Here is a 21,006-nt window from a genome sequence, read left to right as displayed (position 1 = left end):
CTCCTATGTCGGCAGATAAACACCGCCCAGCGAAGGCGGGCCGTCGGTCTGTACCTCGCCTTTTTCGATCAGGTCTTCAATATGCGCCAGAACGGATAGCGCGGCAGCGCCGTGCAGGCGCACATCCGTACTGCGGTAGATGACCTTCACCATGTCCGCGATCGCCCTGTCACCCGCCTTGATGCGGGCGAGCACGGCTTTTTCGCGCATGCGCCGGTGGGCACGAAGACCACGCATGAAGGCGTTGGGTTCGGTCACCGGGCCGCCATGGCCGGGCAGGAACAGCCTGTCATCGCGTTTGAGAAGCTTGTCCAGCGAGGCCATGTAATCGCTCATGGCCCCATCCGGCGGAGCAACGATGGTCGTGGCCCACGCCATGACGTGGTCTGCCGAAAACACGATACCACGTCCTTCCAGCGCAAAGGCGGCGTGATTGGTCGTATGGCCCGGCGTGTGCAGCGCCGTCAGCGTCCAGCCATCGCCGGAAATGCCTTCGCCATCCGCCAGCGTCACATCAGGCACGAAATCCGTATCGGAGCTTTCCGCAAAAGGGTTGAGCTCGCCTGCATGCAGCGGACGTGCAGCGCGATGCGGCCCTTCTGCAACGGTCAGCGCCCCGGTCGCTTCACGCAAACGCGCAGCAAGCGGGGAGTGATCGCGATGCGTATGGCTGACGAAGATATGTGTGACCTCGCGGCCCTCGAGCGCCGTCATCAAGGCCTGAAAATGCGCATCGTCTGCCGGGCCGGGATCTATTACGGCCACAGAATCCTTGCCGACGATGTAGCTATTCGTGCCGTGAAAGGTGAAGGGGGAGGGATTGTTGACGGTAAGACGTTGCACGTCCTGAGCCACCGGCACGGCGAGGCCATAGGCAGGCTCGAAATCACGGTTGAAATTCGGGTCTGCCATGCCGGTCGCCTTACTTGTATTCGATCTCGATGAACGACATCGGTGCGCTGCCGCCATTGACGACATTATGCGAAATACCGGCATCGCGCCGATAGGCTGCCCCCTTCGCCACATCCACCTGTCGACTTCCCGTCTCGTCTTCGATCAGAAACTGGCAGTCGGTCATCGGCACGACGACATAGCCAAGACCATGCGTATGGTGGCCGGTTGCAGCACCGGGCTCAAAGTCCCAGCGAATGATCCTGACAACGGCATCATCGACCAGCGTCGTGGGAATGGCAGGCGGGCGGGCACTATATTTGCTCATGAACAGATTGACCTGAAAAGCTCTGAAACAAAGGTTGTATCCTCACGTAACATGAAGCTTCTGGCCGACCCACAAGAAATATCGTCCCTCCCTCAACTTAATGATTGCCGCTGCCATTGCGCTTTGCTAATCAGGCCCGGTTCAGGCAGTGGCGCTTTGCCCATCTGCCCTGTTGGGGCGTCGCCAAGCGGTAAGGCACCGGTTTTTGGTACCGGCATTCCCAGGTTCGAATCCTGGCGCCCCAGCCATTTTTTAAAAACGGCACCCATTGCACAGCAATGTCGCCTTGCTTCTGTCAGGCAATGGATGATTTCGCACAAAGCTTCTTAAGTCTCAAATTTGACGCCCGCTAGGCGAGGCGGAGATATGGGCTCAGTGCCCCACCACTTTCGCAAGGCGATATCGAGTTCCTGGGCTTCGGTTTCGTCGAATATTCGCTTCGGTAAAACGTGAGCCTGAGTTTTCGAGGTCCAGAAATAGTAACGCTCTGCGTCTTCCTCAACGCTATAGAGACTCTCCCACGGACAAATCCATGTTTGTTGCCGAATAAGAATGGAGACCCCGTTGGTATCGACCGTCATTTCCATTGGGACATTGACAGCCTCCCGTGCTTCGAGAAAACCCTTCCAAAACCCGCGGAACTGCGCGCGGAAAAAGCCGTAAAGCAACCAGGCAAGGGCTGGGCCTGAAGCGATAGCACCTATGACGATCGCCACAGCTGTTAAACGGTTCCCGCTCTTCCACCAGTCAAACGCAAATATGAAACCGGTAAAAAGCGTACAGAGAGTGATAAACCCGGCAAAGCGGCCAAAGGGCAAGGATTCAGTGCGGGCATAGCGAACCGCCATGTGGTCTTCGACGCTGAGTTCAAACTGCTTTTTGAAGGAAGGTCTCGTCGATCTACGCCAAATAGAAGGAACGGTCGACTTGGTCATTTGATCTTCCTTTGCATTGGATCGGTTCATAGATACCGCCATTGCTGACCTTGGCAATAAGCCGGTACTTATTGAATATTTGACCTCGCAAGAGTCATTTTTGCCATCTGTAAATTGTGGATGCAAGCAAAGATTGCGTCACGTCTAGATGCCACAAACGACAAGGGCACGCCTACAGACATGCCCTTGTATTCAAAAATTTCGACTGGCGTTGATGTGCGCCAAAGTCGGTTGTCAGAGTGCCATGTCTGGCCGCTTGACGCCGGGCTCGGTCGTTGCGCCCGGGGCTGCGCTAACCGCGCTCATATCAATCTGCGGCGGTGTTGGCAGTTGCAGGTGTTCGCTCGTATAGGCCCATTCCTGCATGACCTTTTCCGGGTCGGCGTTCAGCTTCGTGCCGTAGCTTGGAACGATCTGGCGGATTTTGGTCTGCCATTCGGGGGAAGCGACCTTTTCCTTGAAGACCTTTTCCAGCACGTTGAGCATGATCGGCGCTGCGGTGGAGGCGCCCGGGGAGGCGCCGAGCAGGGCTGCGATGCTGCCGTCCTTGGCACTGACGATCTCGGTGCCGAGCTTCAACACGCCGCCCTTTTCGTCATCGCGTTTGATGATCTGCACGCGCTGGCCAGCCTGCCACAGACGCCATTCACCCTGCTTTGCATTGGGGAAATACTCCTGAAGTGCTGCAAAGCGGTCGTCGTCGGAGAGCATCAGCTGGCCTGCGAGATATTCGACCAGCGGATATTCGTCGATGCCGACGCTGACCATCGGCCACGCATTGCTGAGCGTCGTGGAGGTCAGGAGGTCGAAGTAGGAACCTTCCTTCAGGAACTTCGTCGAGAAGGTTGCGAAAGGTCCGAACAGAACAACCCGCTTGCCGCCGATGACGCGCGTGTCCAGATGCGGAACCGACATGGGCGGAGAGCCGACCGATGCCTTGCCATAGGCCTTGGCCAGATGCAGCATGGTCACGTCGGGGTTTTCGTTGACGAGGAACGAACCGCCCACGGGGAAGCCTGCATAATCGTCGCCTTCGGGAATGCCGGACATCTGCAACAGGTGCAGCGCGCCGCCACCAGCGCCGACGAAGACGAACTTCGCATCCACAGTGTGGCTGCTGTCGTCTTTCGAATTGCTGTAGCTCACGCGCCATGTGCCGTCAGCATTGCGCTCAATACCATCGACTTCGCTGGAAACCTGAAGGTTGAAATTCTCTTGGCTCTTCAGATGGGCGACGAACTGGCGGGTGATTTCGCCGAATTCCATGTCTGTGCCCAGCGGAGACCATGTCGCGCCGATTTTCTGGTTGGGATCGCGCCCTTCCATCATCAACGGCACCCATTTCTTGATCTGCTCAGGGTCCGTGGAATATTGCATGCCTGCGAAAAGCGGGCTGGCCTTCAGCGCCTCGTAACGCTTTTCCAGATAGGAAATGTTCTCGTCGCCCCACACGAAGCTCATATGCGGGGTGTGGTTGATGAAGGAGCGCGGGTTTTTCAACACGCCATTGCGTACCTGCCAGGCCCAGAACTGGCGCGAAATCTGGAAGGACTCGTTGATTTCGACAGCCTTCGAGATATCGATGCCGCCATTGGCGGTCTCCGGCGTGTAATTCAGTTCTGCGAGTGCCGAATGCCCTGTGCCGGCATTGTTCCAGCCGTTGGAGCTTTCCATTGCTACGGCGTCCAGACGCTCGAGCATCTCGATGGACCATGTCGGTTCCAGCTCATGCAGCCACACGCCGAGCGTCGCGCTCATAATGCCGCCGCCGATCAGCAACACATCGACCTTTTTATCCGCCGCCTGCGCAAGCGCCGGTGCGCCGGGAACCGCGGCAGCCGCAAGGCCCGCCAGCGCCGTGCCCAGCACCTGGCGACGATTCATGGTAAAATCCTGAGAAAATCCGGTGGTAAGGCCGTTGCCCTTGATATCTTTGGTCACGTCTTGTCCTAAATTATTGATGATTTTCAATTTGTGCGGCGCAATAACGCACAAAAGTCTGTAAGACAACTCGTGGCCGGAAGGGGCAGGTGCCGTATTTGGTACGGAGACCCGCCACAAGGCAGTCGCAGAAAAGCCGCGAAACATAGCGCATCAAAGATCAAGCTGCGACATTTTGCCTTATTTTTCCGCGTCATAGCGGCTGTAAAGCAGCATGATGCGCCTTTGAAACTCATCAGCTATAGCAAATACTAATCGGTTGAATAAGCAGGAATGCGCTGTGCGCATATCTGATGTGCGCCGTCAATTTGAGCTATGCGCGGTGGTGTGAGCAAACAAACGTCAGATCAAAAAAAAGCCCGCCTCGGATGGTCCGGGCGGGCTCATGGGTCGATATTCGGCAGGTCTTAATCGGCTGCGAGGAACTCGGCGCAGTAGCTTGGGCCGTTGACGCCGGGACGATCCGAAACCGTACGGATAGAGCGGATTTTGTAGTCGCTATCGACGACGATCTGCACGGTGCAGGAGAGGTAGGACGTGCGGGCAGAGGCCGTCTGGCGACCGCGTTTGCCGTCCTTGCCTTCTTCGAACTTGGCCGGAATTTTCGCAGTCTTGTAACCGCCGCGCCAGTTGAATGTCGTCGTGGAGCCGGTGTCGACATCGCTCAGCGGCGGGCCGAACTTGGCAAAGAAGACGCCAGCCGACTGGCCAACCCAACGCGTTTCGACCGCACTTTTGGGCGAGAGCGAAGGGCCTGTTGTGGTGCAGGCGGACAGGGCCATTGCCAACCCTGCCAATGTCACGCTACGAAAACGCATTGAGATTTCCTTTTTATGCCGTATCCAGAAATGGGAGATGATGTCCCCTAGCAGATTTGTGGCGACGCGGCAGGGGCGGCGGACACGCAATCGAATATTTTTCGCCACAATTGCTTTTTTGTAACGTTTTTGACCCGCGCGAGAGGGCTCGAACCGGGGCTCAATAGCCGTCACAAAAATTACACATGGCACGCTTGTCGAAGATAATGGGCTGGTTTATAGCAGCGCTGATGGTCGCGGAGTGTAGCGCAGTCTGGTAGCGCACGTCGTTCGGGACGACGGGGTCGGAGGTTCGAATCCTCTCACTCCGACCAGAATTGTCTATTTCCGACATTCGCCGCACGGTGCAGCTAAGCCTTTCCTCCTGCCTTCTTGATCTTCGTCAATTCCAGTCTGGAACAGTGCGTATTCACGTGCAGGTTTTAGCCGCGAGACGATTGTTATCGAGACTATTTTTGGGCTAAGGTGCGTTTCCGCCGCTTTTTTCGCCAAATCTGTTGACGTGTCGCGGATGGACGGTGACGTATATAAGAAACCACTGTATTTGAAAATATCGGCTTTCTTGACAAATATTCCGTGCTGCAACGTTTTAGTTTAGTCCTCGCCCACGCCCACAAGCCAAGGTTCATGGATGTCCCACCGTCGTAAACGGAAAACCGCGATCAAAGTTACCTTGCAGGACGTGGCCCGCGAAATCGGCGTCAGCGCAATCACGGTGTCACGCGCATTGCGCGAGCCTGAGAAGGTATCGGAGACCTTGCGCGACCAGATTCTCGGTGCGGTGGACAAGATGGGCTATGTTCCCGATCTGCATGCCAGGGCCTTGGCCAGAGGTACCAGCAATTTCATCGGTGTCCTCCTGCCGTCGCTCTCCCACCCCGCCGTCAGCGCCGTGCTCAATGGCATCGAGGCGCGCATCAGGGGAACGGATTATCGAATTCAGTATTCCAACAGCCATTATGACCCGGAAGAAGAGGTGCGGCAGTTGCGGGCGTTTGCTGCGCACAGCCCCGCGGGCGTCATCGTAGCGGGCACGGAACGGCTTGAGAACCTGAACACCATGGCGCAGGAAGCGGGCTGTCCCGTGGTGCAGACCATCGATGCCTCGCTCAAGATGGATGGTATCGCCGTCGGTATCAATCACAAGCAGGCGGCCATGGTCGCGACGCGGCACATGTTGTCGCAAGGGTACCGGCGCATCGCCATGCTGGGCTGCGGCCACGACATCAGAATTCGTTTGCGCCAATCCGGTTATTGCGAGGTCATGCAACAGGCCGGTCTGTTCGATGAGAAGCTGATCATCTGGCAGGATGCCCCGCCCAGCATTCATCTCGGCTCCCGAATGATCCGCCGCTTCATCGAAGCGCATCCCGATGTCGATGGCGTAGTGTGCCACAGCGACGACCTTGCTCTGGGCGTCATCTTCGAGTGCCAGCGTCTGGGTATACGGGTGCCCGAAGATTTCGGCATTTGCGGCTTCAACGATCTGGAATATGCCGTCTCGACCGAGCCACCGCTGACGACCGTCCGCGTTCCCCGCTTCGACATCGGCTATAAGGCTGCAGATATCGTGATTACGCTGGGCGAAGGCGGCGTTGTCCACGAACGCACCTGGGACCTTGGCTTCGAACTCGTGGTGCGCGAAACGACACGGCGCACCCGCGCCGCAGCATTGGCCTAACCGCTAACTCCATACTTTTGCATATTCTCATACGCGCAAGGTCATTCCTCCACGGAACTATTCGCCGGGATATCGCGTTAGATACACATGTGAAAAGGAGAATATTATGCTAAAAGGAATGGTTTTGTGGGCAATGGGTGTGCCGCTGGTGGTGGTCGTTCTGCTCTGGATGTTTGTATTTTGATTTCAGCGTAAACTGGCAAAGCTGAGCTTAAATTAGCTCAGCTTTGCCGTTTTTGTGTTTGCTTCAGCGCAAAATCTCTGTCCTGTGCATGCCTTCCCTAGAAGCATCAATCAACGACAGAGGCGTCATGCGTAACGACGAATTTCCTCAAGGGTAGACGTGGTTGATACGCCATCTGTCCGAGGCAAATATACGACTTCACATATGTGACTTAGGTAATCAAACCGTCCAGCCCAGTCGTCACCCATCACCAAAACATCGGCAGCATGCTCTGTAACGTATTGTTCTTTCAATTCGAGTGAGTGCTCCAGAAATACTTCATCCACACCAATAATAGCGCTGATAATTTCAAGCCGTTCATTTTCATTGTAAATCGGGCTTTTTTGCTTTTTTGAGTAATTGAGGGCGTCGGTCGAAACGCCTACAACAAGATAATCGCCCAATGCCCGCGCTCTTTGAAGAATTCGGATATGGCCGATGTGCAAGACGTCGAACGTGCCAAAAGTGATAATTTTCTTCATTTCAGTACCTCATCAAAAATACCGTTACCGAGCGTATCTTTCGTCAATTCGCTATGATCGCGCCGTTCGAAAACCAGACGCAAAATAAGATGTGCGGCTTCAGCGAGCGCCCTCTTTAATCCCCTCGGCGATTGCCTCAAGAATAGCGGCAGATGCTTTCCCACGATTGGGGAGAATGTTGTCCTGAAGTGTTTTTCGCTCTTGCTCGAACTCCCAGGCTTTTCCGTCTTTGTATTCGATTGCGGCCTGTTTCAGCTGATCAAACGTCGTGACCCGTCGAGAGGCCGCTTCTGCCAGCTTACCGAGATCATTGAACTCAACATGGTTGCCAGAATCGAAGAAGATCAATGGCTTGTTGAAGAGAGGATATTCCGCAAGGAAGGAAAGGCCGTCTGATATCATAAGGTCAGACGCCGCAAAAAGGGAGCCATATTGTTCCTCTGAAAACGCACAGTTCGGTAAATCCGTCCATGCCTTCCTGATGACCGTCTGCGCCTCGGGAGTCAGCATAGCTCCGAAAAGAGCCGGGTGCGGCTTCATGACGAAGTCGATATCCGGGCTCTGTCTCGCCCAAGACAGCATCGATTCCCATATGCGATCAAATACCCCGAACCCGAGGCCTCCACCCTTTCCAACCGAATAGTGCGGAGCCCAGATAATTCTGAAGTTCCGGCGGTCTGGATGAGAAATCGGCCAGGACGGCGTTTCGCTTTCGCTGAGCAGGCGATCAAATTTCGGATAGCCGCTCAGAACAAATTTCTCTGGGTCAGAGTGGGCGAATGAACGAAAATAATTTTGAGTGATCGGTGTTTCGCAAAAAACACGCCAAGCCGCTCGGTGATAGGTTTGATCAAAGCCAAAGGCCGAAACATCGGTAACCACAGGATCACCCAAAGATGCCGCCAGATTGAGCGCATAGGGAACAAGGCAAAGGCGGCTGAAGGTCAGTTCGTGTGTGCGGAATGCAGGCTGAACACCCATATCCCACTGCTGTTGGCGGAATATGACGGCGGGTCTCAATGCTTTGAGAATATCCAGCGCGGCATAGGAATCGTCCATATTAAAGCGAAGGTGGGGAATGCCCTGTTCTGAAAAGGCGCTACTCACCTTATCTTCACCCTCGTAAATGTTGCGCCCCAGAGTGCCGACATGGATGGAGATGATGATCGGATCGAACCGATCATCGGCAACCATGGCATCATAAACATCTGAAAGTGCATCCCACATGGGTATGGACTGGATGAGGAATACGGTTCGGATCGGAAAAACTCCGCGCGTCTGCTCGCGCAGGGTCAGATTCGCGCTTTGCTTTAGAGACGCGATATCGAGTGTTTTCTGCCTGCTATCATGCACGACTGCGAGGCCGATTTTCGATAGGTCGCTACGAATACTTCCGTCAGCAGCGGTCGTTACGGCGTTGGATAACTCGTCGACTTTGCCGTCCAGTTCCAACTGCGTCTGCTGCATGTGTTGCAGCAACTTCACGACTTCAATTTGGATTTCGCCATGAGTTTCATTGTTTTGCATCAAGGCATCCAGCCTCATGCTCATTTCGTCGATTTTCGCGGCAACAGAGTCAAGTCGGTCAGTCAATTGCACAGAGATTGAGGCGTCCATAGAACCTGTTCCGAGTTTACTGCGAATTCCGGCTGTCAGATTGGTGCGTGCACGGGTTTACACAGAGAATAAATTAACTGCGGACATACATTGCTGAACTGTAGTGGGGCTTGCGCGGCAGCTGCCGATGTTGACGTCTGGATGCAAACCTTGGGTTAAAGACCCCCAAACAAAAAAGGCGCCGGGTTTCACCAGCGCCTTTTTCGGTTGTTTCTGCCCGGACCTCAGTCGAGTTCGTCCAGAACGCGAGCGGCGGTTACCGCACTGGTGCGGCGGATGTCGATTTCGTCGCGGCGGCTGGAGAGCAGCTCGCTGGCGAGGATGGCTTCGGCCAGATCGGCCGGAAGCGAAAGGAGAACGCGTTCGCCCTGGGCGATCTTGCCCGTTTCGCTGCGTTTGCCGAGGATCATCCCGCCTGCGACCGTGTTGTTGGTGTCGGGGTCGATCAGTATGAACGAGCCGGTGGAGCGGTTCTGTTCGTAAGGGTCGAAAATCGCCGTTTCATCGAAGGAAAGGCGGACCTTGCCGATGGCGTTCATGGCCAGCGTGTCGGTGTGGGCCAGCCACTGACCGTTTTTCAGGTCCAACTGCGTGACCGGTTGCACGCTGACGCGCTGGCGGCGGCTGCCGCTTTTCAGCCAGTAGCGTTTGCCGGGTTCTATGCCGCCGGGCTGGAGCGCCACGATCTGCGCATCGAAGGCGTGACCGGTCTGCGGCTGCGCTTCAATAGACACGATCATGTCACCACGCGAGACGTCCACCTGCCGGTCGAGAACCAGCGTTATGGCATCGCCAGAAACCGCCGCGTTGCGGACGAGATCGAAGGTGACGATCTGTTTGACGTTGGCCACCATGCCCGATGGCAGGATGACGACGGAATCACCTGGCTTCACAGCGCCACCGGCCACCGTGCCCTGATATCCACGGAAGCTTTCGCCGGGACGCGACACGCGCTGTACGGGGAGGCGGAAGCCACCGGTCTGCGTGGAGCGAGCAGTTGCCAGCTCCAGCGTTTCGGCCAGTGTCGGGCCTTCATACCACGGCATGGAAGGCTTGCCGGAGAGAACGACGTTCTCGCCCTTCAGTGCCGACATGGGGATCGACGTGATCTGCTTGATACCGAGCGAAAGCGCAAATTCTCTGAAATCATGGGCGATCAGCTCGAAACCGGCCTTGTCGTAATCGGTCAGGTCGATCTTGTTGACGGCCAGAACGAACTGGCGAATGCCCATCAGCGCAGCAATCGTCGCATGGCGGCGGGTCTGTTCGAGAATGCCGGTGCGGGCGTCGACCAGCAGAACGGCGAGATCGGCAGTCGATGCGCCGGTGGCCATGTTGCGGGTGTACTGCTCATGGCCGGGCGTGTCGGCAACGATGAAGGCGCGCTTGTCGGTGGCGAAATAGCGATAGGCGACATCGATGGTGATGCCCTGTTCGCGCTCTGCCTGAAGACCATCCAGCAGCAGCGCGAAATCGGGCAGGCCGAGATCGTTCTGCTTGCCGCTGTCGCGGTGAAGCGTGGCGGCCTGATCTTCCTTGACCGCCTTGGTGTCCCACAGCAGGCGGCCGATCAGCGTGGATTTGCCGTCATCGACGCTGCCGCAGGTGATGAGGCGCAAAGGGCGGGTATCGCGCACGGCTTTGGCGGGCTCGACGAAAGGCAGAATGGTGGCGGATTGTGCGTTTGCATTCTGGGTCATCAGAAATAGCCCTCGCGCTTTTTCTTTTCCATGGAGCCGGACTGGTCGCGGTCGATGGCGCGGCCCTGTCGTTCGGAAACGGTGGCGATCTCAAGCTCGGAAATCACCTCGTCCAGCGTCGTCGCCTCAGAGTTGATCGCACCCGTGAGCGGGAAGCAGCCGAGTGTACGGAAGCGGATCATGCCGTGCTGGATTTCTTCACCGGGCAGTAGCTCTAGACGCTCGTCTTCGGCCAGGATCATCATGCCGTCGCGCTCGACGTAAGGGCGCTCCGCGGCGTAATAGAGCGGCACGAGTGGAATGTTTTCCGCCTGAATGTAGCGCCAGACATCGACCTCGGTCCAGTTGGACATCGGGAAGGCGCGCACGCTTTCACCCTGACGCACCATGCCGTTGTAGATGTTCCACAGTTCCGGGCGCTGGTTGCGCGGGTCCCATTTATGGTCGGGCGTGCGGAAGGAATAGATGCGCTCCTTGGCGCGGCTGGCTTCCTCATCACGGCGTGCACCACCAAAGGCGGCATCGTACTTGCCAGCGTCCAGTGCCTGCCGCAGCGCTTCAGTCTTCATGATATCGGTATAGAGCGCCGAGCCGTGGGTAAACGGCGTCACGTTTTCGCTCGCGCCACGCGGGTTGGTGTAGGAGATGAGGTCGAGATCGTATTCCTTGACGATATTGTCACGGAACTCGATCATCTCCTTGAACTTCCAGCCGGTGTTGACATGCAGAAGCGGGAAGGGGATACCGCCCGGGAAGAACGCCTTGCGCGCCAGGTGCAACAGCACGGACGAATCCTTGCCGATGGAATAGAGCATCACGGGATTGTCGAATTCCGCAGCGACTTCGCGGAAGATATGGATGGCTTCGTTTTCAAGGGCTTTCAGATGTGGATCAAGCGGCTGTTTGGGGCTGCTGACATTGCTGCCTTCCGTTTCCGGAACTGCGTTGGACATTTTAAACTCCGGCAATCTACTGATTTTCAACTATCTTTGTGAGGCGGTTGTAACAGGGGAGGCTTGGGTCGCCTCGGCCACGTGCAGGCCGCATTCGCGCTTCTCGTCATTTTCCCACCACCATCGACCGGCGCGTTCTGGCTCGCCGGGCTTGATGGCACGGGTACACGGCTCGCAGCCGATGGAGGGATACCCGCGGGCGTGGAGAGGATTGACGGGAATGTTTTCCGCAAGAACATGCGCCTTGATCACATCGATATCCCAATCCGCGAGAGGATTGACCTTGATCAGATTGCGCTCGGAATCGAACTCGGCAAAGGGCGTCGTCGCCCGGTTGCCGGACTGGCCACGGCGAAGACCCGTGATCCAGAAACTTGCGCCTTCCAGTGCCTTTGCGAGTGGCACCAGTTTGCGCACATGACAGCAGGCATGACGGGCCTCGACGCTGTCGTAAAAGCCGTTGAGGCCGTATTTTGCGGCAAACGCGTCTATATCGTCCTGAGCGGGGGTGAAACGCTTGATCGCGATATCGTAACGCTCTTCGGTCTCGCCGATCAATTCGACAGTCTCGGCAAAAAGCCGCCCCGTCTCCAGCGTGGAGACCTCAACCGGCAAACGGTGTGTGCCGATAGCGGCTGTGATGACCTGATCTTCGATGCCGAGGCTTGTGGTAAACACGGCGCGACCACCCAGACCTGCAATGAAACTCAGACGTCCGGCCAGATCGAGCTTGGCAAGCGTCTCATCCAAAGATGCAACATCGTGGCTGGAAATATCATGCGGCGGGGTGTTGAGAGTCATTCCACTGGGTTCCGAACTTTACTGTTCGAAATATCCCCGAAATCCGCAGCTTTTGACAGGAATGGCTATGCTTGTGTCTGCCCGAGTGGAGCAAATATCTCTCGCTCACGCTGAATATGCGCAAAAGCCTCCCAAAGGCACAGTAATCCGCAATTATGCCGCTGCATAAAATCGTTTTGCCAGCAAAATGCAAGTCCTATTCGCGATATTTTCTGTAATTTTTATAGACTATACTGCTGGCGGTTATGACCAGTGGCGCGTTTGAGCAGAGTGCCCGTGCCGGGAGGAGGCCCCTAACCGCAGAAAAACATTCCGGTCGCGATAAAATTTTGGTTTTCACGGTGTCAATTGTGGTGAAAATGCGAACTGGTTTTGCGTAGGTCATGGGTTTGGCCCATGTCTTATTGCGTGTTTTGCGGGCGGGGCGGCGTGTTTGTTGTCGTGCAGGCAAGGCCAAGGGAAACACTTTTGCGATTGAATTGCACCTGATTGACCAGCGGGGCTGAACAAGTAGTCTTAGGCCCAGAGCATCTAGGAGGGTATCAATGTCCAAATTTCTTTCCAGCCTGAGCGCAATTGCGCTGAGCCTGTCATTTACTCTGGGTGCAGTCGCAACGGCCTCGGCGCAGACGAAACTTCTCAATGTGTCCTACGACCCGACGCGCGAACTCTACAAGGACTTCAACGAAGCCTTCGCGAAAAAATGGAAAGCCGATACGGGCGAGGATGTCACCATCCAGCAATCCCACGGCGGCTCGGGCAAGCAGGCCCGTTCGGTGATCGATGGTCTGGAAGCAGACGTCGTGACACTGGCCCTTCAAAGCGATATCGACGCCATCGTCAAGAACAGCGGCAAGATCAAGGAAGACTGGCGCACACGTCTTCCGCACAATTCATCTCCCTACACATCCACAATCGTGTTTCTGGTCCGCAAGGGCAACCCGAAGGGCATCCACAACTGGGGTGATCTCGTGAAGGGCGATATCCAGATCGTGACGCCAAACCCAAAGACATCGGGCGGTGCGCGCTGGAATTACCTCGCGGCCTGGGCATGGGCCAACGAGGAGTACAAGGGCGATCAGGACAAGATCAAGGCCTATGTCGGTGAACTCTACAAGCGCGCTCCAGTGCTGGATACGGGTGCTCGCGGCTCCACTGTCACCTTTGCACAGCGCCAGATCGGTGACGTGCTGCTGGCCTGGGAAAACGAGGCCTATCTGGCCGGTGAAGAATTCGGCACGGACGCCTTCGATATCATCGTTCCGCCGATTTCCATCCTGGCAGAACCGCCGGTCGCCGTCGTGGACGCCAATGTCGATGCCAAGGGCACCCGCAAGACCGCCGAGGCTTACCTTCAGTACCTCTATTCGGACGAAGGCCAGAATATCGCTGCCAAGCACTTCTATCGCCCATCGAATCCTTCCGTCGTTTCCAAGGATCTCCTCAAGCAGCTGCCCGACATCAAGCTCGTCACCATCGACGATCCGCAGTTCGGCGGTTGGGCCAAGGCGCAGCCTGAACATTTTGGCGATGGCGGCATCTTCGACCAGATTTACAAGCCCGCCAAGTAAGCGGATGATGGAGCACACCGAACAGGTCGCCTCAGCTTCCTGTTCGGATCGGAGACAAGATCGACCGGCCGCAAGCCGGTCGATGGCGCATAGAAAGACGGTCGCTGCCGCCTTTCAATTTACCCGGAGCCTTGATGAGCAATACCCCATCGCCCGCTAAGTGGAAGTGGCGTCAGTCGAGCGTCTTGCCTGGATTTGGCCTGACGCTGGGTTACACCATCACCTATCTTTTTCTGATCATCCTTATTCCGTTGGCCGGTCTGGTCTGGTCCACCGCAAAACTCGGTTTCGCAGATTTTTTCGCGATTGCCACCGATAGCCGTACGCTGAATGCGCTGCGCATCTCGTTCACCACCGCGTTTCTAGCCGCGTTTGTCAACGCCATCTTTGGCGTGCTGATCGCCTGGGTATTGGTGCGTTACCGCTTTCCCGGTCGCCGCTTCGTGGATGCCATCGTGGATTTGCCGTTCGCGCTGCCGACAGCCGTCGCCGGTATTGCGCTGACCGCGCTCTATTCCAATCGCGGCTGGGTGGGTGCCCTGTTCGAGCCCTTCGGCATCAAGATCGCGTTCACGCCCACGGGCATCGTCATTGCGCTGATCTTCATCGGGCTGCCCTTCGTGGTGCGCACGGTGCAGCCGGTCATGGAAGAAATCGACCGTCAGGTGGAAGAGGTTGCAGCGACGCTGGGTGCCAATCGTTTCCAGACGATAACCCGGATTCTGCTGCCAAGCCTGCTACCTGCCATCCTCACAGGCTTTTCCCTGGCATTTGCGCGTGGGGTTGGGGAATATGGCTCGGTCATCTTCATTGCCGGCAACATTCCCTATGTCTCTGAGATCGCGCCGCTTCTGATCGTCATCCGGCTGGAGGAGTTCAATTATGCGGCAGCCACCGGCATTGCTACCATCATGCTGATCATCTCCTTTGCCATGCTCTTCGTCATCAATCTCATTCAGGCCTGGAGCCGCAAGAGGTACGGTTATGCCTGATAATGCGCGCAGCCTTCCATCCACCAAGCCGTTCCGCGATCCCGCCAGCGAGGCCTTGCCCGCCCGCATCGTGCTGATCGGTCTCGCTTTTCTGTTTCTCGCGCTGTTTCTCGTGCTGCCGCTGGTCGCGGTCTTTGTGGAAGCATTCCGCAAGGGCATCGGTTCTTTCTGGGAAGCGATTGTCGAGCAGGACGCCCTGTCGGCCATTCGCCTGACATTGCTCGTGGCGGCCATCTCCGTGCCGCTCAACCTCGTCTTCGGCATCGCGGCTGCATGGTCCATTGCCAAATTCGAATTCAAGGGCAAGGCGTTCCTGATCACCCTGATCGATCTGCCATTTTCGATTTCGCCGGTTATCTCAGGTCTCGTCTATGTCATCCTGTTTTCATCGCACAGCGTGCTGGGGCCGTTCCTGAAAAGCTATGGCATCGAAATCCTCTTCGCCGTGCCGGGCATCGTACTGGCCACCATCTTCGTGACGTTCCCCTTCGTCGCCCGTGAATTGATCCCGCTGATGCAGGATCAGGGAACGGGTGATGAGGAGGCGGCGATTTCGCTTGGTGCCTCTGGCTGGCAGACCTTCTGGTTCGTCACGCTGCCCAATATCAAATGGGGCCTGCTCTACGGCGTGCTGCTGTGCAATGCCCGCGCCATGGGCGAGTTCGGCGCCGTCTCGGTGGTGTCAGGCCATATCCGTGGCGAAACCAACACCATGCCGCTACACGTCGAAATCCTCTACAACGAGTACAATATCGGCGCGGCCTTTGCCGTGGCGACATTGCTTGCTGGCTTGGCACTCGTCACCCTCGTTCTCAAAACCATTCTTGAAATACGCTTTGGCGCGGGCAACGCCGCCGGCAAGCATTGAAGGGCATATCCATGGAAGTGAAAGTTTCCGGCATCACCAAGCAGTTCGATCGCTTCCCGGCGCTGAACGACGTATCGCTCGACATCCGCTCCGGTGAGCTGATCGCGCTGCTCGGGCCCTCGGGGTCTGGTAAAACGACGCTGCTGCGCCTCATCGCCGGTCTGGAGCAGCCAACCAATGGCCAGATTTTCTTCGGTGACGAAGACGCCTCGCACCGTTCCGTGCAGGAGCGCAATGTCGGCTTCGTCTTCCAGCACTATGCTCTGTTTCGCCATATGACGGTGGCCGATAATATTGGTTTCGGCCTCAAGGTTCGCCCGTCAGCCAACCGCCCTGCGAAGACTGATATCCGCAAGCGCGTGTCGGAGCTTCTGGATATGGTCCATCTTCAGGGGCTTGAGAAGCGCTACCCCAACCAGCTTTCCGGCGGTCAGCGTCAGCGTGTGGCGCTCGCCCGTGCCGTCGCCATCGAGCCGCGCGTGCTGCTTCTTGATGAGCCCTTCGGCGCGCTGGATGCCAAAGTGCGCAAAGAACTTCGCCGCTGGCTGCGCGAGTTTCACGACCGCACCGGCCACACGACTGTTTTCGTGACGCATGATCAGGAAGAAGCGCTGGAACTGGCCGATCGCGTCGTCGTCATGAGCCAGGGTAAGATTGAGCAGGTCGGTACTGCGGATGATGTCTACGATACGCCGAACTCGCCCTTCGTCTTCTCCTTCATAGGCGAGTCCTCCAACTTGCCAGTGGCAATCCGCGATGGTCACGTGCTGTTTCAAGGGGAAAGCATTGGCATCAGAGAGGCCAATGACGGCGAGGGAGACCTGTTCTTCCGTCCTGAGGATGTGGTGCTGACTGGTGAGCAGGACGCGCTCTACGGCAAAGTCACCACCTGCCGTCGCCTCGCAGGCACCCGCATCGCCGAAATCGACATCGCCAACAACGGGCACGAGCCCTACCATCTGGAAATCGAAGTCCCGCTCGACGCCTCGGTCGCCGTCGGCAACGAACTCCGCTTCCGCCCAACCCGCTGGAAAGTCTTCCAAAAGTAGGAAAAGCGGACAAAGGAAAAGGGCCGCTTGTGGCGGCCCTTCCATGAGTTTGGTCGTTGTTACAGACCTGGAAACGTTTATCAACGTCCCGTTGGAAGGCGGATCAAGCCGAGGGCTGCCTCGTCAAAATCAAATCCTTTCCACTGTCACGCACCAAGACCGAAATCTCACTAGACATTGGATCACCTTCCTTTCGCTACGTTGAACATAAGAAGAAGGTAATACGATTCGTGGGGATTGCAAGGGTCTGATCTGGTATCACGCGTATTTACAACGAAGCGTAAATTACGTATTTTGCGTAAACGTGTGTTGTCCATTCGGGGAGGCCTACTCATGGTCCGTGCTCTTCAGGTACCTGCAACCGCTTTCTCCCGTAGCTTCGGAAAATATAGGGATGAGGTCCACAATATTGGTGTTATCGAGGTCACTTCGCATGACCGCGTTGTGGGCGCTTACATTAGTGCGAAAGAACTTGAGCATTTCAACGAGCTTAAAAAGCGTGAGCGACAGGTGATCCGAATAGAGGATGCCGACGATGAATTGATCGAGGCGATCAGAAATGCTCGCTGGGGCGAAATATCAGAGTGATCTATCCTGTTCCGGTTCAAGGTCTCGTCGTTCGTTATAATTATCTATGGCATTCAGACTATATCGGGGGTCTGACCGACAGCGGTAAAAACAGGCCCTGTGCGCTTGTCCTTTATTCATCGAAAAAAGGACAAGCTGCCGTTGTACCCATAACTCACTCTCCACCCGAACTGGGTGAGGAGGATATGTCGATAATGATTCCTCCCGATATCTGCAAAGCCATAGGTCTAGACGAGGATGTAAACTGGGTACGGGTCAACGAACTCAACACGTTCGATTGGCCGGGAAATCATCTTCGTCTCCGTCCAGATAACCCGTCGCGGTTTGACTATGGCATCATGCCAAAGGACTTTTTTGAACAGGTGCGAGACCGGCTGGTAGATTTAATGACACAACGGCGTGTGGTGCAGACGAAACGGTAAGACAAAGCAATACGATACCTCACACGCCGTTTACATAGAGCTATCCAGCAACCCGCATCACAATCTTCCCGATGTGGCTGCTGCTTTCCATCAACCTATGCCCATCCGCAACATGATCAAAATCGATCACATCGTGAATAACAGGCGCGATGGTGCCGGCCTCCAAGAGCGGCCAGACTTCCCCCACCAGTTCATCGCGAATAGCACGCTTCTCGTCTGCGGTGCGGGGGCGCATGGTGGAGCCGGTGACTGTGAGGCGTTTGACCATGATGGGACGCAGATCGACTTTTTCGGCGATGTTGCCGCCCAGAAAGGCGATGATCGACAGACAGCCGTCCTTGGCGAGAGAGGACAGGTTCTTCTCGAAATAGGATGCGCCGATCATGTCCAGAATGACATCGACACCCTTGCCGCCCGTTTCTGCCTTGATGACCTCGGCGAAATCCTCGTCGCGGTAATTGATCGCGCGCTTTGCACCGAGCTTTTCGCAGGCGTCGCATTTTTCCTTCGAACCGGCGGTGGCGTAGACCTCCGCGCCGAACGCCTTGGCGAGCTGGATCGCCGTCGTGCCGATGCCGCTGGTGCCACCGTGGATCAGCACGCTCTCGCCTTCGGTCAGGCCTGCCATCTGAAACAGATTGGCCCAGACGGTGAAGAAGGTTTCCGGCACAGCCGCCGCTTTCACCGCGTCATAACCCTTGGGGAAGGGCAGGGCCTGGCCCGCAGGCAGGACGCAATATTCTGCATAACCGCCGCCGTTGGCCAATCCGCAGACCTGATCGCCAAGTCTGTAGTCGGTAACACCATCACCCAATGCGGCCACTTCGCCCGCAATCTCCAGGCCAAGAACGGGACTCGCATCCTTCGGGGCCGGATAATGGCCCTGCCGCTGCGCCACGTCTGGCCGGTTGATACCCGCTGCTGCGACCTTCACCAGAATTTCACCTGCCTTGGGGGAGGGAAGCGGACCCGTTGCGAAGGTCATTACCTCGGGCGCGCCGAAGCTCGGCAGATCAACAAATCGCATGGTCGTGGGCAAAGTCATGGGGCGGCCTCCTCGATTTTTTCAATGACCTGAACTTAGGTCAGCGGCGAGGCTAATAAAAGGAGGCGTAATGCCGCGAGAGATGAAAACGCGGATTTATGGGCGACTGTGCACTGTTTTACCCGTCCCTGGACTCGCCCGCAAAATTATCGGGTTGTCACGCCGAAAGTGCGGATCACCAGACCGGAGTCGCTCTCCTTGGCGGCCTTCTTGATGGCGGCGATCTCGCTGCTGATGCGCTCCGGGTTGCCGATGATCAAGCCCTTGGGCAGTTGCACCACGCCAATGGAACAGCGCAGCAGGGCAAATTCCCGCTCGTTGCCAAAACGGTCGTGACCAGTGATGACGCCAGCCGCACGGTCTTCGTCAGAATAGAGGTCGATCACGTCATCGTGGAAGTCGCTGAGCAACCGCTCGAGGATTTCGGTTACCTCCTCTTTCGACCAGTCACGCACGCCGATGAAGAAGTCATCACCGCCGATATGGCCGAGGAAGCAGTCCCCGGAGAAGAAGTAGCGCTTCATCAATGCCGAAAACAGCGTGATCGAGTGGTCACCGACGTGGAAGCCGTATTTGTCGTTGAAGGGCTTGAAGTTATCGAAGTCGCAGTAGCAGAAGAATCGGTCATCATCGCTGTCGCTGCAACTATGGTCGATGAAGTTGCTGATGGCGCGGTTGCCGGGCAGTGCGGTTAGCGGGTTCTGCTCCTGCGCCAGTTTCAGCTGCTTTTCATTGATGACCTTGATCAGCGATGCTGCCGAGACGACACCGATATAGCGCATGTTTTCAGTCAAAATCACGCAGGCGCTGCCGCCGGTATTGGCAAAGACATTCATCAACTGGTCGGCATCCGCATCCAGCCCGACGATGGGCGCACCATCTACGAAATGCGAAATCGTCCGCTCATAGACCTTGTTCTTCAACAGGTCACGACCGAAGGGCTGGTAGATGTATTCCTTCAGATGGTGCTCGTTGATCACGCCCCGCGGCTCGCCATTGGCGTTGAGAACGGGAAAGAAGGCCTGCGCGGGGTTGCGACGGAACAGTTCGAATACGCTGTCGATCGTGTCGTTTTCAAACACTGTCGGCAACCGCTCGATCTGACGGCGAATGAGAATTTCGTCCAGCGTCTGGCTGCTGCGACGGACTTCTCCCAGATGCTGGAGATGCGGGAATGAGGGCTGCAATTCGCTGACGAAAGTGGTGGGGCGCGAGATGAACCAGCCCTGTACCAGATCCACGCCATGTTCCCGGCATGCCAGAAACTCGGCTTCGGTCTCGATACCCTCGGCAATGACCCGAACGCCCAGAACATGCGCGATATTGACGATGTTCTTGACCAGATGGCGCTTGCGTGGATTGCGGTCTACACCATCGATGAAATAGCGGTCGATCTTGAGGTAATCGACGGGATAGTCGCACAGCAGCTTCATCTCACCATGGCCCACGCCGAAGTCATCGATGGCCAGTTTGAAGCCTTCCTTGCGCATGCGAGCAATCAGCGCGCTGAATTCCGGCACGGTGGTATTGTCGAACCGTTCTGACAGTTCGAAACAGATGGAGGAGGGCGGTATGGAGGCCTTCGCCAGATGCTCCAGCAGCTTGTCCAGAATGGCATCGCCATGCGGAATGAGCCGGACATCGAGATTGAGAAACAGCGTGGCAGAGGAAAATTCCGGCAGGGTGGAGAATTTCGCCAGCGCACGGCCTGCCAGCATTTGCTCAACGGCAACCAGTTGGCCATCCGCTTCGACATGATCGAGCAATTCGAGAGGGTTTGAAAAGCCGATGCGGTCGAAACCGCGCATCAGCGATTCGTAACCGAAGACGGTTCCGGTGGTGGCTTCGACGATGGGTTGGAATGCAGTTTCTAAAACGAGTTTGGCCATAGACGCCATCTGCCCGCTGGCAAACCGCCGTATGACATCAGGGTCGATCGCCGTCGACTGCATGTTTTTTCTCCACCACCACACCCCGACTGATCGTAGGGGCGCTTTTTGATGGTGAGCGTGCCGTAAACTCCTCAACAAAAGCTTTCCCGTTCGTGAAGCTTTCTTGAAGGTTTTGTGACGCCAATGTGACGTGCTAAAACAGTTTTAAC

General features: G+C 56.4%; 19 protein-coding genes and 2 tRNA genes. 9 read left to right on the top strand and 12 right to left on the bottom strand.

The genetic code is table 11. The annotated features are described in order from the left end of the window. Positions 1–3 precede the first annotated feature (3 nt). Together QRN55_RS12210 and QRN55_RS12205 are read right to left on the bottom strand one after the other, a co-directional pair. Complete coding sequence (locus tag QRN55_RS12210; protein ID WP_284776892.1) at positions 4–912, bottom strand: MBL fold metallo-hydrolase; 909 nt, start codon at positions 910–912, stop codon at positions 4–6. 10 nt (positions 913–922) lie between these two features. Further along, positions 923–1,219 (bottom strand): cupin domain-containing protein, encoded by a 297-nt coding sequence (locus tag QRN55_RS12205; RefSeq protein ID WP_112498364.1) that lies wholly within the window; start codon positions 1,217–1,219, stop codon positions 923–925. 173 nt (positions 1,220–1,392) lie between these two features. On the opposite strand from QRN55_RS12205, the gene QRN55_RS12200 reads away from it, so the two are divergent. Next, positions 1,393–1,467, top strand: a tRNA-Gln gene (locus QRN55_RS12200). Positions 1,468–1,545: 78 nt separating this feature from the next. Here QRN55_RS12200 and QRN55_RS12195 read toward each other — a convergent pair. From QRN55_RS12195 to QRN55_RS12185, 3 genes are all read right to left on the bottom strand, one after another. Beyond that, on the bottom strand, positions 1,546–2,154 hold the full coding sequence (locus QRN55_RS12195) for a YcxB family protein (protein ID WP_284776891.1): 609 nt from the start codon (positions 2,152–2,154) through the stop codon (positions 1,546–1,548). 234 nt (positions 2,155–2,388) lie between these two features. Continuing rightward, on the bottom strand, positions 2,389–4,038 hold the full coding sequence (mqo, locus tag QRN55_RS12190; protein WP_284777171.1) for a malate dehydrogenase (quinone): 1,650 nt from the start codon (positions 4,036–4,038) through the stop codon (positions 2,389–2,391). 464 nt (positions 4,039–4,502) lie between these two features. Next, positions 4,503–4,913 (bottom strand): cupredoxin domain-containing protein, encoded by a 411-nt coding sequence (locus tag QRN55_RS12185; protein ID WP_112498366.1) that lies wholly within the window; start codon positions 4,911–4,913, stop codon positions 4,503–4,505. A 237-nt stretch (positions 4,914–5,150) separates the two neighbouring features. On the opposite strand from QRN55_RS12185, the gene QRN55_RS12180 reads away from it, so the two are divergent. Together QRN55_RS12180 and QRN55_RS12175 are read left to right on the top strand one after the other, a co-directional pair. Further along, positions 5,151–5,227, top strand: a tRNA-Pro gene (locus QRN55_RS12180). A gap of 317 nt (positions 5,228–5,544) precedes the next feature. Then, on the top strand, positions 5,545–6,594 hold the full coding sequence (locus QRN55_RS12175) for a LacI family DNA-binding transcriptional regulator (protein WP_284776890.1): 1,050 nt from the start codon (positions 5,545–5,547) through the stop codon (positions 6,592–6,594). A 309-nt stretch (positions 6,595–6,903) separates the two neighbouring features. Here the strand turns inward: QRN55_RS12175 and QRN55_RS12170 are convergent, their stop codons facing one another. The 5 genes from QRN55_RS12170 to QRN55_RS12150 form a co-directional block, all read right to left on the bottom strand. After that, entirely contained in the window at positions 6,904–7,299 is a 396-nt protein-coding gene (locus tag QRN55_RS12170; RefSeq protein ID WP_284776889.1) for an FAD synthase family protein, read from the bottom strand. A 99-nt stretch (positions 7,300–7,398) separates the two neighbouring features. Next, entirely contained in the window at positions 7,399–8,916 is a 1,518-nt protein-coding gene (locus tag QRN55_RS12165; RefSeq protein WP_284776888.1) for a CDP-glycerol glycerophosphotransferase family protein, read from the bottom strand. A gap of 224 nt (positions 8,917–9,140) precedes the next feature. Then, a complete protein-coding gene (gene cysN, locus QRN55_RS12160) occupies positions 9,141–10,616 on the bottom strand; it encodes a sulfate adenylyltransferase subunit CysN (RefSeq protein WP_284776887.1) in 1,476 nt (491 codons plus the stop codon). Next, a complete protein-coding gene (cysD, locus tag QRN55_RS12155) occupies positions 10,616–11,569 on the bottom strand; it encodes a sulfate adenylyltransferase subunit CysD (RefSeq protein ID WP_284776886.1) in 954 nt (317 codons plus the stop codon). Before cysD ends, cysN begins: the two co-directional genes overlap by 1 nt. Positions 11,570–11,599: 30 nt before the next feature. Further along, complete coding sequence (locus tag QRN55_RS12150) at positions 11,600–12,370, bottom strand: phosphoadenylyl-sulfate reductase (protein ID WP_284776885.1); 771 nt, start codon at positions 12,368–12,370, stop codon at positions 11,600–11,602. Between the two features lie 545 nt (positions 12,371–12,915). On the opposite strand from QRN55_RS12150, the gene QRN55_RS12145 reads away from it, so the two are divergent. The 6 genes from QRN55_RS12145 (at position 12,916) to QRN55_RS12120 (ending at position 17,860) form a co-directional block, all read left to right on the top strand. Then, positions 12,916–13,941: a sulfate ABC transporter substrate-binding protein gene (locus QRN55_RS12145; protein WP_284776884.1), complete on the top strand. Its 1,026-nt coding sequence runs from the start codon at positions 12,916–12,918 to the stop codon at positions 13,939–13,941. Between the two features lie 134 nt (positions 13,942–14,075). Next, positions 14,076–14,933: a sulfate ABC transporter permease subunit CysT gene (gene cysT / locus QRN55_RS12140; RefSeq protein ID WP_112498374.1), complete on the top strand. Its 858-nt coding sequence runs from the start codon at positions 14,076–14,078 to the stop codon at positions 14,931–14,933. After that, positions 14,926–15,801 (top strand): sulfate ABC transporter permease subunit CysW, encoded by an 876-nt coding sequence (gene cysW / locus QRN55_RS12135; RefSeq protein WP_233122778.1) that lies wholly within the window; start codon positions 14,926–14,928, stop codon positions 15,799–15,801. The genes cysT and cysW overlap by 8 nt, the downstream gene beginning before the upstream one ends. 11 nt (positions 15,802–15,812) lie before the next feature. After that, complete coding sequence (locus tag QRN55_RS12130; protein WP_284776883.1) at positions 15,813–16,850, top strand: sulfate/molybdate ABC transporter ATP-binding protein; 1,038 nt, start codon at positions 15,813–15,815, stop codon at positions 16,848–16,850. Between the two features lie 333 nt (positions 16,851–17,183). Next, on the top strand, positions 17,184–17,438 hold the full coding sequence (locus QRN55_RS12125; RefSeq protein ID WP_112498377.1) for a hypothetical protein: 255 nt from the start codon (positions 17,184–17,186) through the stop codon (positions 17,436–17,438). Then, complete coding sequence (locus tag QRN55_RS12120) at positions 17,435–17,860, top strand: hypothetical protein (RefSeq protein WP_284776882.1); 426 nt, start codon at positions 17,435–17,437, stop codon at positions 17,858–17,860. The genes QRN55_RS12125 and QRN55_RS12120 overlap by 4 nt, the downstream gene beginning before the upstream one ends. 40 nt (positions 17,861–17,900) lie before the next feature. On the opposite strand, the gene QRN55_RS12115 is transcribed toward QRN55_RS12120, so the two are convergent. Next, positions 17,901–18,905 carry an NAD(P)H-quinone oxidoreductase gene (locus QRN55_RS12115; RefSeq protein WP_284776881.1) on the bottom strand — a complete coding sequence of 335 codons (1,005 nt, stop codon included), beginning with the start codon at positions 18,903–18,905 and terminating at the stop codon, positions 17,901–17,903. Positions 18,906–19,051: 146 nt separating this feature from the next. Continuing rightward, complete coding sequence (locus tag QRN55_RS12110; protein WP_284776880.1) at positions 19,052–20,857, bottom strand: GGDEF domain-containing protein; 1,806 nt, start codon at positions 20,855–20,857, stop codon at positions 19,052–19,054. Positions 20,858–21,006 lie beyond the last annotated feature (149 nt).

It is taken from the genome of Agrobacterium sp. lyk4-40-TYG-31 (genome assembly GCF_030209855.1).
Taxonomy (GTDB): Bacteria; Pseudomonadota; Alphaproteobacteria; order Rhizobiales; family Rhizobiaceae; genus Agrobacterium; species Agrobacterium vaccinii.
Note: the sequence above shows the minus strand (reverse complement) of the source record. Positions and strands in the feature narration are given on the sequence as shown.

Excerpts from the sequence above, each read along its gene's own strand:
- QRN55_RS12210 (WP_284776892.1), bottom strand. The coding sequence starts at position 912 with ATGGCAGACCCGAATTTCAACCGTGATTTCGAGCCTGCCTATGGCCTC.
- QRN55_RS12205 (WP_112498364.1), bottom strand. The coding sequence starts at position 1,219 with ATGAGCAAATATAGTGCCCGCCCGCCTGCCATTCCCACGACGCTGGTC.
- QRN55_RS12195 (WP_284776891.1), bottom strand. The coding sequence starts at position 2,154 with ATGACCAAGTCGACCGTTCCTTCTATTTGGCGTAGATCGACGAGACCT.
- mqo (WP_284777171.1), bottom strand. The coding sequence starts at position 4,038 with ATGAATCGTCGCCAGGTGCTGGGCACGGCGCTGGCGGGCCTTGCGGCT.
- QRN55_RS12185 (WP_112498366.1), bottom strand. The coding sequence starts at position 4,913 with ATGCGTTTTCGTAGCGTGACATTGGCAGGGTTGGCAATGGCCCTGTCC.
- QRN55_RS12175 (WP_284776890.1), top strand. The coding sequence starts at position 5,545 with ATGTCCCACCGTCGTAAACGGAAAACCGCGATCAAAGTTACCTTGCAG.
- QRN55_RS12170 (WP_284776889.1), bottom strand. The coding sequence starts at position 7,299 with ATGAAGAAAATTATCACTTTTGGCACGTTCGACGTCTTGCACATCGGC.
- QRN55_RS12165 (WP_284776888.1), bottom strand. The coding sequence starts at position 8,916 with ATGGACGCCTCAATCTCTGTGCAATTGACTGACCGACTTGACTCTGTT.
- cysN (WP_284776887.1), bottom strand. The coding sequence starts at position 10,616 with ATGACCCAGAATGCAAACGCACAATCCGCCACCATTCTGCCTTTCGTC.
- cysD (WP_284776886.1), bottom strand. The coding sequence starts at position 11,569 with ATGTCCAACGCAGTTCCGGAAACGGAAGGCAGCAATGTCAGCAGCCCC.
- QRN55_RS12150 (WP_284776885.1), bottom strand. The coding sequence starts at position 12,370 with ATGACTCTCAACACCCCGCCGCATGATATTTCCAGCCACGATGTTGCA.
- QRN55_RS12145 (WP_284776884.1), top strand. The coding sequence starts at position 12,916 with ATGTCCAAATTTCTTTCCAGCCTGAGCGCAATTGCGCTGAGCCTGTCA.
- cysT (WP_112498374.1), top strand. The coding sequence starts at position 14,076 with ATGAGCAATACCCCATCGCCCGCTAAGTGGAAGTGGCGTCAGTCGAGC.
- cysW (WP_233122778.1), top strand. The coding sequence starts at position 14,926 with ATGCCTGATAATGCGCGCAGCCTTCCATCCACCAAGCCGTTCCGCGAT.
- QRN55_RS12130 (WP_284776883.1), top strand. The coding sequence starts at position 15,813 with ATGGAAGTGAAAGTTTCCGGCATCACCAAGCAGTTCGATCGCTTCCCG.
- QRN55_RS12125 (WP_112498377.1), top strand. The coding sequence starts at position 17,184 with ATGGTCCGTGCTCTTCAGGTACCTGCAACCGCTTTCTCCCGTAGCTTC.
- QRN55_RS12115 (WP_284776881.1), bottom strand. The coding sequence starts at position 18,905 with ATGACTTTGCCCACGACCATGCGATTTGTTGATCTGCCGAGCTTCGGC.
- QRN55_RS12110 (WP_284776880.1), bottom strand. The coding sequence starts at position 20,857 with ATGCAGTCGACGGCGATCGACCCTGATGTCATACGGCGGTTTGCCAGC.